General features: G+C 63.4%; 12 protein-coding genes. 11 read left to right on the top strand and 1 reads right to left on the bottom strand.

Annotated features, from left to right (window positions below; all coding sequences use genetic code 11):
* Positions 1–14: 14 nt before the first annotated feature.
* From BLS27_RS10905 to BLS27_RS10885, 5 genes are all read left to right on the top strand, one after another.
* Entirely contained in the window at positions 15–704 is a 690-nt protein-coding gene (locus tag BLS27_RS10905; RefSeq protein ID WP_043208939.1) for an ABC transporter permease, read from the top strand.
* Between the two features lie 16 nt (positions 705–720).
* Complete coding sequence (locus tag BLS27_RS10900) at positions 721–1,416, top strand: ABC transporter permease (protein ID WP_290446781.1); 696 nt, start codon at positions 721–723, stop codon at positions 1,414–1,416.
* Between the two features lie 9 nt (positions 1,417–1,425).
* A complete protein-coding gene (locus BLS27_RS10895; protein ID WP_090344687.1) occupies positions 1,426–2,538 on the top strand; it encodes a succinylglutamate desuccinylase/aspartoacylase family protein in 1,113 nt (370 codons plus the stop codon).
* 18 nt (positions 2,539–2,556) lie between these two features.
* A complete protein-coding gene (locus BLS27_RS10890) occupies positions 2,557–3,321 on the top strand; it encodes an ABC transporter ATP-binding protein (RefSeq protein ID WP_043208946.1) in 765 nt (254 codons plus the stop codon).
* A 79-nt stretch (positions 3,322–3,400) separates the two neighbouring features.
* Positions 3,401–4,309, top strand: a complete 909-nt coding sequence (locus BLS27_RS10885; protein ID WP_043208948.1) for a MurR/RpiR family transcriptional regulator — start codon at positions 3,401–3,403, stop codon at positions 4,307–4,309.
* Positions 4,310–4,369: 60 nt separating this feature from the next.
* Here BLS27_RS10885 and BLS27_RS10880 read toward each other — a convergent pair whose 3' ends face one another.
* Positions 4,370–5,749 (bottom strand): purine-cytosine permease family protein, encoded by a 1,380-nt coding sequence (locus tag BLS27_RS10880; protein ID WP_043208950.1) that lies wholly within the window; start codon positions 5,747–5,749, stop codon positions 4,370–4,372.
* A gap of 220 nt (positions 5,750–5,969) precedes the next feature.
* Here BLS27_RS10880 and BLS27_RS10875 point away from each other — a divergent pair, with 220 nt between their 5' ends.
* The 6 genes from BLS27_RS10875 (at position 5,970) to BLS27_RS10850 (ending at position 14,289) form a co-directional block, all read left to right on the top strand.
* Positions 5,970–8,522 carry a bifunctional diguanylate cyclase/phosphodiesterase gene (locus BLS27_RS10875; protein ID WP_090344685.1) on the top strand — a complete coding sequence of 851 codons (2,553 nt, stop codon included), beginning with the start codon at positions 5,970–5,972 and terminating at the stop codon, positions 8,520–8,522.
* 143 nt (positions 8,523–8,665) lie between these two features.
* The gene (psrA, locus tag BLS27_RS10870; RefSeq protein ID WP_090344861.1) at positions 8,666–9,754 is read left to right on the top strand and encodes an iron-containing alcohol dehydrogenase PsrA; all 1,089 of its coding nucleotides are present in this window, start codon (positions 8,666–8,668) and stop codon (positions 9,752–9,754) included.
* 112 nt (positions 9,755–9,866) lie between these two features.
* Entirely contained in the window at positions 9,867–11,162 is a 1,296-nt protein-coding gene (locus BLS27_RS10865) for an MFS transporter (protein WP_043208955.1), read from the top strand.
* 50 nt (positions 11,163–11,212) lie between these two features.
* Positions 11,213–12,091 carry a LysR substrate-binding domain-containing protein gene (locus tag BLS27_RS10860; RefSeq protein WP_070571198.1) on the top strand — a complete coding sequence of 293 codons (879 nt, stop codon included), beginning with the start codon at positions 11,213–11,215 and terminating at the stop codon, positions 12,089–12,091.
* Between the two features lie 75 nt (positions 12,092–12,166).
* Positions 12,167–12,994, top strand: a complete 828-nt coding sequence (gene phnX / locus BLS27_RS10855; RefSeq protein ID WP_090344682.1) for a phosphonoacetaldehyde hydrolase — start codon at positions 12,167–12,169, stop codon at positions 12,992–12,994.
* A 128-nt stretch (positions 12,995–13,122) separates the two neighbouring features.
* On the top strand, positions 13,123–14,289 hold the full coding sequence (locus BLS27_RS10850) for an acetyltransferase domain-containing protein (RefSeq protein WP_090344679.1): 1,167 nt from the start codon (positions 13,123–13,125) through the stop codon (positions 14,287–14,289).
* Positions 14,290–14,291 lie beyond the last annotated feature (2 nt).

The following is a 14,291-nucleotide window of genomic DNA, read 5'->3' as shown; positions in this document are numbered from 1 at the left end:
CGAGGACTTACATCATGCTTCACGGCTATGGATCGAGCATTCTCGATGGCGCGTGGTTGAGCATCAGCCTGGCCCTGATGGCGATGGCACTGGCCATCGGCCTTGGTCTGATCGGCGCCGCCTGCCGGCTGTCGCCGCTGCGCTGGCTGGCAGCACTGGGCGAGGTCTACACCACGGTGGTGCGCGGCATTCCTGACCTGGTCTTGATTCTGCTGGTGTTTTATGGCGGCCAGGACTTGGTCAACCGCTTGGCGCTGGTCCTGGGCTACGAGCAGTACATCGACATCAACCCATTCATAGCCGGGGTTTGCACCATGGGCTTCATTTTTGGGGCCTATCTCTCAGAGACTTTTCGCGGGGCCTTTCTCGCCATACCCAAGGGCCAGGCCGAAGCGGGTGCCGCTTATGGCATGGGCAGCCTGCAGGTGTTCTGGCGAATCAGCGTACCGCAGTTGGTGCGCCTGGCGCTGCCGGGCTTCACCAACAACTGGCTGGTGCTGACCAAGTCCACCGCGCTGATCTCCGTGATCGGCCTGCAGGACATGATGTTCAAGGCCAAGAACGCGGCCGATGCGACCCATGAACCGTTCACGTTCTTTCTCACCGTGGCAGGGCTCTACCTGCTGCTGACCAGCCTGTCGCTGTGGATCCTGCGCAGCGTGGAAAACCGTTACTCGTTCGGCTTCAAAGCCGCGGACCTGTGAAGGGAAGGTTTGCATCATGCTTGACTATCACCTGATCTGGCAGAACCTACCGTTGTACCTAAGCGGCATCGCGCTGACCCTGAAAGTGCTGCTGGTTTCCCTGGCCTGCGGCCTGGCGCTAGCGATCCCGCTGGCGCTGATGCGCGTGTCGAACTTATATCTGCTGCGCTTCCCGGCCTGGCTCTTCACCTACGTGATTCGCGGCACACCGATGCTGGTGCAGTTGTTCCTGGTCTACTACGGCCTGGCTCAGTTCGAGCTTGTGCGTCAGAGCCTGCTCTGGCCATACCTGTCCAGCGCGACTTTCTGCACCTGCCTGGCGTTCGCCATCAACACAAGCGCCTACAGCGCCGAGTTGTTGGCCGGTAGCCTGAGGGCCACCCCACGGGGCGAAGTCGAAGCCGCACGTGCCATGGGCATGTCGCGTCTCGCCCTGTACCGGCGCATCCTGCTGCCCTCGGCCCTGCGCCGGTCCCTGCCGCAATACAGTAACGAAGTGCTGATGATGCTGCAGACCACCAGCCTGGCGTCGATCGTCACGCTGGTAGACATCACCGGCGCGGCCAAGACCTTCAATGCGCGCTACTACCTGCCGTTCGAGGCTTTCATTACCGCGGGGCTGATCTACCTAGTCCTGACCTTTCTACTGGTGCGCCTGTTCAAGCTGGCCGAACGCCGCTGGTTGACCTACCTGGCCCCACGCAAGCACTGAGGAGCATCCATGCAGCAAATCGACCATATCCTGCCTTGGAGTGCCTGCGGTACCCAACGCACCCTGAGCCTGTTCCGCTTCGGTAACGGCCCGCGCAAAGCCTATATCCAGGCCTCGCTGCACGCGGACGAACTGCCGGGTATGCGCGTGGCGGTAGCCTTGAAGTCCCGCCTGGCCGAGCTGGAAGCCCAAGGCCGGCTCAAGGGCGTGATCGAACTGGTGCCACTGGCCAATCCGATCGGAATCGGCCAGATGTTCCAGGCCACACACCAAGGCCGTTTCGAGTTCAACAGCGGCAAGAACTTCAACCGCGATTTTCCGGAACTGACCACAGCACTGGTCGAACGTCTGGAGGGCCTGCTGGGCGAGGACGGCGAGGCCAACGTAGCCATCATTCGCCGCACCATGCTCGATATTCTCGAGCACATGCCCCCCGCGCAGTCGGAGCTCGACGGTCTTCGTCGCTTGCTCCTGCAACACGCGTGCGACGCCGATGTGGTGCTGGACCTGCACTGCGATTTCGAGTCGGTGATGTTGCTGTATGCATTGCCGCAGAACTGGCCACGTCTGCGCGCTCTGGCGGCACGCCTGGAGGCGCAGGTGGCGCTGTTGGCCGAAGACGCCGGCGGCAACGCATTCGACGAAGCCTGCGCGGTGCCTTGGACGAAGCTGTCCAAGCACTTCGAGCAGGCCAACATCCCGTTGGCCTGTATCGCCACCACCGTGGAGTTGCGCGGCATGGCCGATACCGAACGTGAACTCTGCCAGGCCAACGCCGAGCACATCCTTGCCTACCTCGCCGATCAGGGACTGATCAGCGGCCAATGGCCCGATGCGCCAAGCCACTGCTGCCAAGCCACACCCTTTGCCGGCGCTCAATACGCCTATGCCGAACATCCCGGCGTGATCAGCTATCTGCAACCACTGGGGGCGCAGGTGAAGGTCGGGGACCCGTTGTTCGAAGTGATCGATCCGCTCAGCGATCGTCACAGCGTGGTCAGGGCCACCACTGACGGCATTCTCTATGCCCGCGAACGCCTGCGCTTCGCCCAACCAGGTCTGTGGCTGGCCAAAGTCGCCGGTAGCACGCCTATTCGCCAAGGTCGCTTGCTCAGCGACTGACACAACGAGTACCCATCGATGAACAAACTGGAAATTCAGGACCTGCATAAAAGCTACGGCAGCCATCAGGTGCTCAAAGGCGTCTCGCTGCAGGCCAAGGCGGGCGATGTGATCAGCATCATCGGCTCCAGCGGCTCCGGCAAGAGCACCTTCCTACGCTGCATAAACTTGCTCGAGCAACCCAATGCGGGGCAGATCCTGGTCAATGGCGAACAACTGAGATTGCGCAACTGCCCCCGTGGCGGTCTGCGCGCCGCCGACCCTCGCCAACTGCAGCGCCTGCGCTCACGGCTGAGCATGGTCTTTCAGCATTTCAACCTCTGGTCGCACATGAGCACCCTGGACAACGTCATGCAAGCCCCTGTGCATGTCCTGGGCATGAACCGCAAGCAAGCCCGCGAAAAAGCCGAGTACTACCTGCACAAGGTTGGCGTCAGCCATCGCCGTGACGCCTACCCAGCACACATGTCCGGAGGCGAGCAGCAGCGCGTGGCGATCGCACGGGCCCTGGCCATGGAGCCGGAGGTCATGCTGTTCGACGAGCCGACCTCGGCGCTCGACCCGGAGCTGGTCGGCGAGGTGCTAAAGGTCATGCAGGACCTGGCTCAGGAAGGCCGCACCATGGTCGTGGTCACCCATGAGATGGGCTTTGCCAGGGAGGTCTCCAACCAAGTGCTGTTCTTGCATCAGGGGGTGGCCTTGGAACGCGGCGCCCCTCAGGAGGTGCTCGCACGTCCCCAGTCCCAACGCTTGCAGCAGTTTCTTGCCGGCAGCCTCAAGTAAGTCCGCACGAGCGCCCCGGCTGTGGCCGGGGAATGCCTTGAGATAGACTACGGCCAATCACTCAGGGAGCTTGCGCCGGATGCCGAGCAAATCGAAGAACAATACCGTCTATGCCTCGCCGGTCATGCGCAAGTTGTCGCAGCAACTGCTCGACCTACCACCGTCGTTGCGCAAGGTCGCCGACTACATTCTGCGCCACCCGCTGAAAGCGGCGACCCTGACCATCGAAGACATGGCCCAGGCCACCGCGACCTCGCCTGCTGCGGTCAATCGCCTGGCCAAGGCCCTGGACCTGGGCGGCTACACTGGCATGAAAGCCGAGCTGGTGGCCACCTTGCAGCAAATGGTCTCGCCCGTAGACAAACTCCGCAACGAGCTAGCCCAGCGGCCCAGCGGAGACTTCGGCCTGCATGAGCAGATCCAAAGTGCCGGCAGCAACTTGGCCAGCACCGATAGCAACAATCCAGCCGATGCGTTCGAAGCCTTCGTCAGCCGGCTGATCTCGGCACGCAAAATCTATGTGCTGGGCTTCGGAAACAGCGCCTACATGGCCGGACTGGCAGCTTCGACGCTAGTGCCGTTCTGCAAGGATGCCTGCGCCATCAGCATGGAAGGCGGTAACGAGAACGCCGCCTACCGCCTGGCAGCAATCACCGAGCAAGACGTGCTGCTGGCGATTTCCATGCCGCGCTACTCCCAGGACACCCTCCAGCTTTCTCGCTTTGCTCGCGAGCGCAACGCCACGGTGCTGGCAATTACCGACTCGCCCGCCTCCCCTCTCACCGCCATCGCTGACCATGTATTGTTCGCGCCCGCCGATCATCCGGTATTGACCAGCTCCAACATTGCCGTGCTGGCATTGATCGAGGGGCTGGTGGCCGGCGTCATGGCGCGCAACAAGGAAGCGGTGAAGCTGGCGACAGAGTTGACCGAAAGCGTGATGGCTTACTTGCACATGCCCGCTGCCAAGACGCCCCGCAAGGGATGAAAAGCCCGCTTCCTGCGGGCGTGTTGGGTTTTCAGCCTATCGAAATAGCCGGCTAGCCAGTTACTCCGGCACCGAGGACGGGAACTGACCTTGCCTGACCGAGGATGGGCTGTTGACCATGCAATACAGCGCCCCCGCCAGTACCAGGCCCACCACCCAGCTGATGTCCGCGTCCAGCCAGCTCGCGACGAAGCCTGTGTAGAACGACAGCTTCATGAACGGAATGGTGCCGATGATCGAGACCGCGTACACCGCCAGGGTCCGGCGATTGAAGCGTCCGTAGCGGCCCTTGGCGTTGTACAGCTCAGCGACGTCGTAGTGACCGCGGCACACCCAGTAGTAGTCCGCCAGGTTGATCGCACTCCAGGGGATCAACAGGTAGAGCTGCCCGATCAGGATGTCGGCAAAGAAGGTGTCGAAATGGTACTGGGTGGCAATGGCGATCAGCGTGGCGGCGAGGGTCAGCACCGCCATCACCACTGCCTTGGCGGTGGGGGTGACATATCGCAGCCCACCGAAAGCGCCGAAAATCGTCACCGACGACATGTAGGCGCTGTACAGGCAGAGCACGTTGTACTGGATGACGCCAAGCGCAATCACGCCCAGCGCCATCGGCGCCGAAGGCCCGAACAGCGTGGCGATCGCGGTGGCCGGGTTCAGGCCAAGGGCTGTCGGAATCGCGACGGCCAGCAACGCGCCCAGGGCCATCATGGCGAAGGAGCCTAGCGCGCAACCCGAATAGGTTGTCCAGAATGTGGTGCGGGTGTTCACGTTGGCCGGCAGATAGCGTGAGTAATCGGCCACGTAGGGGCCATATCCCAGCGTCCATGACGCCGCCTGCGCTACCACCAGGTTGAAAGCGGTCCAGGAGAACGCGCCAGTGGCCGAGGCATTCGCCGACGCCTGGCCGGGATGCAGCAGGATCAGCACCAGGGCGCCACCGAACACCAGCGTGGACAGCAAGCTCATCCAGGCGCCCAGTCGGTGGATCAGCTCATAGCCGACGAAGCCGATGACGAAGGTCAACACACCGACCAGGACGATGGCTTGGTCGTCGCTGATCGGTAGCAGCGCTTTCAAGGCATCGCGCATCAGTACACCGCTGGCGGCCAGGAACAGCACAGCGGCCACCACCATCACCAGCAACGGAATCGCCGCGCCGTAGACACCGAACTGTGCCCGGCTCTGGATCATCTGCGGCACGCCCAGATGCGGCCCTTGGGCCGAATGCGCGGCCATGAAGATAGTGCCGACGAGATTGCCGATCAGCAGGCCGAGCAGCGTCCAGGCAAAGCTCAAGCCTGCGGCGATGCCCAACGTACCGACCATCAGGGCGGTCACCTGGAAATTGGAGCTGAACCAGATGGTGAACAACCGCCTGGGTGTGCCATAGCGTTCAGCGTGAGGGACAAACTCGATACTTCGCGTTTCCAGCTTCACGACCGTCTCCTGAGTGAATTTCGGGATTATCGAGTGGTGCGAGGAGCCTGCCCGACCTGGCGACGAACATCCCATAGCTGCCAACGACGCCTGCGTGCACTTTGTCGGCGCTGGCAAAGCGGCGGTCGCTGGCTGGATAGACCACCGGTCGTCAGCTGCATCGACCTCCCGGGCCCGCACCCGGTCAACCTTGCATTCCCCTGGCAGCGATGGTGAACGAATGGACGTGCTTGCTGACAATGGCCTGTCGCCCCGTAGTCATGTGGTCCGCCAACTGATCGTGGTGTTTTCCTCCGTCTTGCTGCTGGCTTTGGTGCTGGGGTTGTTTTCGCTGTACCGCCTCGCCGGGGCCTTGGATGCGCGTGAGGTGGAGCAAAGCCGCTTCCACGCCGAGTCCGCCATGACCCAGTTGCAAAAGAACGACAGAACGTTTTTGCTGACGCACGCCAACTGGCAAGCCGCCTACGACCACCTGGCCGGGCCGGTCGATAGCCATTGGGCCTACGATGAAGACAATGTCGGCGCCACGCTCTACACCGCCGATGGCTATGACGGCGTATTCGTACTCAACGATGACGGCACCCACTACGCTATGGTCGACGGACGCTTGAGCGATGCGGGATTCGAGCAGCACAGCGCCAGTGCCGGCAAGGTCCTGCTCCTGGCCCGCCAGGCTGCGCAGACCGAGCAGGCAGCCTCGGGCTATTTGCTGTTCCGCGGCCAGCCTGCGGTGTTCGCAGCCTCGTTGATCCGCCCGCAGGCGTTGCCCCATCACGTGCCGGAGCCCACCACCGTGATGGTGTTCGTCCGCATCCTCACCCCCGCGGTACTCGCCCCGCTGGGTCGATCGGTAGGGCTGACCGGCCTTGCCGTGAGCGACACGGCCAGCGACCCTACCGGGCGAGGCCTGCTGCCGCTCGAAGGCAGCGGCCATGTCTTGACCTGGCAGATTCCCCAACCCGGCACCGAACTGATCAAGACCGTGATCGTCCCGCTGGCCATCGCGGTGCTGCTCATCGCCCTGGCCATGGCCCTGTTTGCCCGCCATGCGATGCGCGCAAGCGCCGGCATCGACCGCAGCCATCGCGACCTGGCGGCCTCCAAGCACGCATTGCAGACCAGCGAAGAGCGCTTCAAGGCCGTAGCCGAAGCCGCCTCGGACTGGATCTGGGAAACCGACGCGCACCTGCGCCTGACCTACCTCTCGGCGCGCTTCGCCGAACTGACCGGGCATACCGTCGAGGCCTGGTTGCAGCGCCCGATCACCGAGCTGCTGTCCTGTGACACCAGCGAGCTCGCAACCTGGCTGCACGGCCTGGCGGCGACCGGCGCTTCCGGCACCTTGCGCTGCCAGTACCAGGATCACCTGGGCCAGCAACGCATCTGCCGCATCGCCGCGCGAGCGACCATGGCCCAGGCCGCTTGTACCGGTTTTCGCGGGACCTGCAGCGACATCACCGATGAAGTGGCTGCCCACGCTCAGATCCAACACCTGTCGTTGCACGACGCACTCACCGGTCTGCCCAACCGCAACAAGCTGTTCCGCTTCCTCGAGCCCTCAGGTCCGGGCGGGGAGACGCGCCAGGTCGCGGTGCTGATGCTGGATCTGGACAACTTCAAGCCGATCAACGACAGCCTGGGCCATCCTGCCGGGGATGCGGTGCTGATCGAGGTCGCTGCGCGCCTTGGCCAGGCCACCCGGGACAGTGACCTGGTGGCCCGGCTGGGGGGCGATGAGTTCATCGTCGTGCTGACGCACCCCGGAGATCGAGAGGACATGGACCGCTTCTGCCTGCGGGTGATCGAAGCGCTCAAGCGCCCCATGCAGGTCGAAGGCCATGTGGTTCATGTCGGCGTCAGCCTAGGCGTGGTGCTGTCAGCCGAATACCCCGGCACCCCTAGCGACCTGATCCGCTACGCTGATGTGGCCTTGTACAGCGCCAAACAGGCAGGCAAGAACACTTGGCGCTATTTCTCGGCGCAGATGAATGCGGCGCTGCTGGACAAACGTGTGCTGGAAAGCGAGCTGCGCGAGGGCATACCACGCGGGGAACTGGTGCTGCATTTCCAGCCGCGCTTCAAGGTCGACGGGATATCGGTCGCCTCGGTCGAGGCGCTGGTGCGCTGGCAACACCCCCGGCTCGGCCTGTTGCGACCGGATCGTTTCATTGCCCTGGCCGAGGAATCGGACCTGATCGTGCTGCTGGGCAATTGGGTGCTGCACGAGGCGTGCACCAAGGCCAGGGAATGGCCGCAGGCAGTGATGGTCTCGGTGAACATGTCACCGGCCCAGTTCAGCCGCTCCGATGTGGTCCAGGACGTCGGCGATGCCCTGCGGGCCACTGGCCTGCCTGCCCACCGCCTGGAGCTGGAGATCACCGAGAACGTCATGCTCAATGACGTCGAAGGCGCTCTGCACACCATGCATGCGCTCAAGGAGCTGGGGGTGCGGCTGAACATGGACGACTTCGGCACCGGCTACTCCTCGCTGGGCTACCTGCGCACCTACCCGTTCGACAGCATCAAGATCGACAAGCGCTTCGTTCAGTCCCTGGGCAAGAGCGGCAGCGACCGCAGTGTGGTCCAGGCCATCATCAACCTCGGCAACGCTATGGGCATGACAGTGACCGCTGAAGGTGTCGAAACCGCCGAGCAACTGGCCTTGCTCAGCGATGACCAGTGCCATGAAGTGCAAGGGTTCTTGCTCAGTGAACCCGTGGAGAACGTGGTATTGGTCCGCATGATGGAGGAGAAGGTGGCGGTGATGCAGTAAGGCCGCGTTGGGTCGGGTGGCGCACGTGGAGCGTACCCATTATCGGCCCACCCGATAGCTACCTGCGATCAATCGATTGGAACGAAAACCGCAAGCCGCCGAGCATGGGCGCACCGTTCAACAACAAAAACAAGGAACTGTCCATGCCCGCTCTCTTCCACAACCCTGTCGCCACCGTGTTCGGCAGTGGCAGCCTGGAACGCCTGCCCGCGCTCTGCCCGGGCAAAGTCGCACTGGTGACCTTCCCCGAAGCCGCGCAACTGGGCTTGGTCGAACGCGTGCGCGGCCTGCTCGGCGAGCGGCTGGTGTGCGTGATCGACGACGTCCAGCCCAACCCCGATGTCGCCTGGCTGCGCACGGTCCATGAGCGCTTCTGGCAGGTCAACGCCGAGTGCGACACCGTGCTTGCCTTGGGTGGCGGTAGCGCGATCGACACAGCCAAGGCGTTGATCGTGGGGACCGCCTCTGGGCGCTTCGACGAATTGCTGGAACTGCTGGCCAGTGGCAAACCGTTCACCCCTGCGCGCTGCAAGACCCTGGTCGCCGCGCCCACCACCGCCGGCACCGGAAGCGAAGTGACCCCTTGGGCGACTTTGTGGGATGCCGCGCAGCAGAAGAAATATTCCCTGCACCTGGCGTGCACCTGGCCCAAGGTGGCGCTGATCGACCCTGACCTGATGCTCAGCGTGCCTGCGGCGGTGACGGTTTCCACCGGACTGGATGCGCTGTCCCACGCACTGGAATCGATCTGGAACCACAACGCCAATCCGATTTCCGACACTTTCGCCATTTCGGCCATCGAAGACATCCTCGAATGCCTGCCGCGTCTTGAGCAGGATCTGGGCAACCGCGAACTTCGTGCGCGCATGGCGTTGGCTGCGCTCAAGGCCGGCATGGCCTTCTCCAACACCAAGACTGCCCTGGCCCATTCCATCTCCTACGAAATGACCCTGCGCCACGGTCTGCCTCACGGCATCGCCTGCTCCTTCACCCTGCCCTTGGTGCTGGGCCTTGCCTGGGGGCGCGACGCCGGACGTGACCAAGCCCTGAAGAAGGTGTTCGGCAATGACCTGGCCGATGCGCAGCATCAGCTGCGTGGGTTTCTTCACCGGCTGGGGGTCAAGACCGAGTTCGAGGACTACGGCGTGACGGATGCCGAGGCCGAAGCGATGATCGACTTCGCCATGCAGGGCGCACGCGGCCGTAACTTCATCGGCTCGCACGCCGCCTGATACGCGTCCAGACCCCGGTGGCCAGCGCCGCCGCCCTTTCCTGTTGCACCGAACAAGCGTGCCGCCCCGCCGTGCCTCACGGCGGCGCCTACGAACAAGAAGGAAAACCGTCATGAACCGTACACAAACCCTGTCTGGCCCATTGACCGGAACCTCGCCTTTTCGCGTCGCCCAATGGCGCATGCTGCTGGCGGCGATGTTCTGCTACCTGTTCTTCTACACCGGTCGCCAGACCTTTGGATTCGCCATCCCCGGCATCCAGGCCGAGTTCGGCCTGAGCAAGGAAACCCTCGGCTGGGCCTCCAGCGCCATGCTGTGGATGTACGCCATCGGTCAGGCGATCAATGGCAACCTCGCCGACAAGTTCGGCGGGCGCCGCATCATGAGCCTGGGGGCCGTGCTGTCTTGCGGTGCAAACTGGGTCACCAGTTTTGCCGGAGGCTTGTTCAGCCTGGTCCTGCCCTGGGGCGTCAATGGCTACTTCCAGGCCTTGGGCTGGGCACCGGGAAGCCGCCTGCTGTCGAACTGGTGGGGCGCAGGAGAACGCGGCAAGGTCTATGGCTTCTACGTGTTCGCCGCAGGCTGCGCCTCGGTGCTGTCGTATGTGACCTCGGTGGTGGTCATCGATGTGCTGCACCTGGAGTGGCGGTGGATCTTCCGCCTGCCGGTGCTGCTGATGCTCGCCGGTGGCATCGTGTTCTACCTGGTGGCGCGCGAGCGGCCACAGGACATGGGCTTCGAGCCCTTGTCAGACACAGGTGTGGCCAATGCGGCGGACCGTGCGAACGAAGCCGACCACGCCGACCAGGAAACCTCCCGGCAACGCTACCTGGCCGTGCTGAAGAACCCGCGCCTGCTGGTGGCCGCTGTTTCGCTGGGCTTCCAGAACGCTGCGCGCTACGGGCTGATCGTCTGGGTGCCCGTGCACTTCTTGGGCGCCAACTGGCAGAAAGGTGACAGCTTCATCGATCCGAAGTGGATCACCGTCGCTCTGCCGGTAGGCATGGCTGTCGGGGCATTGAGCAACGGCTGGGTCTCGGACCGGCTGTTCGGCAGCAAGCGCTACCTGGCGATCATGCTCTACATGGTACTGGGCGCCCTGACCAGCCTGTGGATGTGGAGCCTGCCGGCGCACAGCGCGATGGGGTTGTTGGCGCTGTTCCTGTGCGGGTTCTTCGTCTACGGGCCGGCGTCGAGTTTCTGGGCGCTGTGCCCGGACCTTGTCGGCGCACGCCGGGCCGGCACCGCCACCGGCATCATGAATTTCTCGTCTTATCTGTTTGCAGGCCTGGCCGAACCCTTGATTGGACGTATGCTGGACACGACCGGCAACACGTCGTTGATCTTCATCGTCGTCACCACGGCCTGCGCCTGCAGTGCCCTGGTCGCCCTGTTCGTCCGGCGCTGAGGGTGTGAAGATGCCCGTCATTGCCCGCGCGCCCCTGACCGAGAGGCTCCATGTACCAGTACCACAAGTGGTTGCGTTCGTTTCATGCCGTTGCCCGGAGCGGGAGCTTCACCCAGGCCGCCACGCTGCTCAACATCGGCCAGCCGACCATCAGCGAGCAGGTCAGCGGCCTGGAAAAACGCTTCTCGGTGGAGCTGTTTCATCGTCGCGGTCGCTTCATCGAGCTCAGCCCTGCCGGACAGCAGTTGTACGAGATCACGCAAGGGTTGTTCGGCCAGGAGGACGAAGCCCTGCAGTTACTGCAGAGCTTTGCCCAGCGCAAGCAGGGTATGTTGCGCATCGGCGCCGTCTCGCCGCCGATCGCCATGAGCCTGACCTATTCGTTGATGCAGCAGTATCCGGACATCGAGCTGGAAACCTCGTTCACCAGCGAAGCTGGCACGCTGGAGCGGCTGTACAACTTCGATATCGACGTGGCGATTCTCGCTCTGTCGGAATTCGACCATCGCCTGAGCACCCAGCTGTATCGCACCTGCCCGATCCTCGCGGTGGTGCGCGACGACCATCCGTGGGCCCAGCGCGAGCGGATCAGCGTCCAGGAGATCGCCGATCAGCGTGTGGTGTTGCGCGAGCCGGCATCGCGCACACGCCAGCTGGTGGAGGAAGGTTGCCAGGCGCACGGCGTGACACTCGACTGCGCGATGCAACTCAACAGCCGCGAGGCGATCGTGCATGCAGTGGTCCATGGCATCGGGATTGGCTTCGTCTCTGCGGTGGAGTATGCCGATCGCCCCGGCACGCGCTCGATCGCCTTCGCCGAAGACCCGTTCCACATCAGCTACTACCTGTGCTGTCTGGGCATTCGTCGCAACCGGCCGATCATCTGCGAGCTGTTCGACGCCAGCACCGCTCCCAACGCCCCACATTGATGCTTCGCCTTGCCTGCCGCCCGCCGCGTGCGGGCTGGCTTCGTACGCCCTGAATTTCACTCACCGGAGAACACCATGAACTATCACACCCCCAGCAAACTGCAGGCTGTCGTGCTCGACTGGGCCGGCACCGTCGTCGATTTCGGCTCCTTCGCGCCGACCCAGATCTTCGTCGAGGCGTTCGCCGAATTCGGCGTCCAGGTCAGCCTGGAAGAAGCACGCGGCCCGATGGGCATGGGCAAGTGGGACCACATCCGCACCCTGTGCGACCTGCCGCAGATCGCCGAGCGCTATCACGCGGTCTTTGGCCGCTACCCCACCGACCAGGACGTGACGGCGATCTACAACCGCTTCATGCCGTTGCAGATCGAGAAGATCGCCGAACATTCGGCGCTGATTCCAGGCGCCTTGGAAGCCATCATGCAACTGCGTGCGCAAGGCCTGAAGATCGGCTCGTGCTCCGGTTATCCGGCGGTGGTGATGGAAAAGGTCGTTGCCCTGGCCAAGACCAACGGCTATGAAGCCGACCATGTAGTGGCCACCGATGAAGTCCCCAATGGCCGCCCTCACCCGGCCCAGGCATTGGCCAACGTGATTGCGCTGGGCATCGAGGACGTCGCGGCCTGCGTCAAGGTCGACGACACCTGGCCGGGCATTCTCGAGGGCCGGCGCGCCGGCATGTGGACTGTCGCCCTCACCTGCTCGGGCAATGCCTTGGGCTTGACCTACGCCCAGTACAAGGCCTTGCCGGCGGACCGGCTGGCGCAGGAGCGCCTGCGCATCGGTCGATTGTTCGAAGGCTCGCGTCCACATTATCTGATCGACACCATCGCCGAGCTACCTGAGGTCATCGCCGACATCAATGCACGCCTGGCGAAGGGAGAGATGCCGCAAGGGCGGTGAACTCAAACGCCCCCAAGCACGCCCGCCTCGCGCGGGCTTGCTTGGAGTCCCGATCACCAAGGCGATAGCCACGGCATGAATTTACGTTATAAGATAACGTTTCATTCATACTGATTATCTCCTCGCCCATGACCAGTGCCCCTCCCGCCCTTACCCAAACCACCCAGCGCCTGCAGAGCATCGACGCCCTGCGTGGCCTGGTGATCCTGTTCATGCTGCTCGACCACGTGCGCGAGACGTTCTTCCTGCATCACCAGGTCGGCGATCCGATGAACATCGACACGACCGAACCCGGCCTGTTCGCCAGCCGCACCCTGGCCCATCTGTGCGCCCCGGTGTTCGTGCTGCTCACGGGGCTTTCGGCCTGGCTCTACGGCGAAAAGCACCAGGGCCAAGGCGCTGCGGCGGTGTTCTTGTTCAAGCGAGGGCTGTTCCTGGTGGCGCTCGAGTTCACCCTGGTCAACTTCGCCTGGACCTTCCAACTGCCGCCGAGCGTGATCTACCTGCAAGTGATCTGGGCCATCGGCCTGAGCATGATCGCCCTGTCGCTGCTGGTATGGCTGCCGCGGCCTGCGCTGGTGGCGCTGGGCCTGGTGATCGTCGCCGGGCACAACCTGCTCGATGGCCTGCACTTCGGGCCAGAGTCGGCCCTGCACGTGCCGTGGGCGATCCTGCATGACCGTGGTTGGCTGGTGGTCTCCGAGGACTTGCGTCTGCGCACTTCATATCCTGTGCTGCCGTGGATCGGCGTGATCGCCCTGGGCTATGGCTTGGGCCCATGGTTCGGCCGTGGCAGCGATGCCCGTGAGCGCCAGCAGCGACTGCTGCTCACAGGTGCCGCTGCCCTGCTCGGCTTCGCCGTGCTGCGTATGATCAATGGCTACGGCGAGGCGCCCTGGAGTGGCTATCCCACCGCCACGCAAACGCTGATGAGTGTCTTCAACATCACCAAGTACCCACCATCGCTGCTGTTCCTGGCATTGACCCTGGGCATCGGCCTGCTGGTGCTGCGTGGCTTCGAACGCGCGGGCAGCGCCCGTTGGATCAGTACGTTGGCGGTGTTCGGCGCCGCGCCGATGTTCTTCTACCTGCTGCACCTGTATGTGTTGAAGCTGCTATACCTCGCCTGCGTCGCGCTGTTTGGGCTGAACCAGGGTGACTACTTCGGCTTCGACGGCATCGGCGCGGTTTGGCTGGTCGCCTTGCTGTTGGCCATTGCGCTGTACCTGCCGGTGCGCAGCTTCGCCCGCCTCAAGGCGCGGCGACGTGACATTGCCTGGCTCAAGTATTTGTAGAA

Source organism: Pseudomonas guariconensis (assembly GCF_900102675.1).
Taxonomy (GTDB): domain Bacteria; phylum Pseudomonadota; class Gammaproteobacteria; order Pseudomonadales; family Pseudomonadaceae; genus Aquipseudomonas; species Aquipseudomonas guariconensis.
The sequence above is the reverse complement of the archived record's forward strand: the minus strand, read 5'-3'. Positions and strand labels throughout refer to the sequence as shown.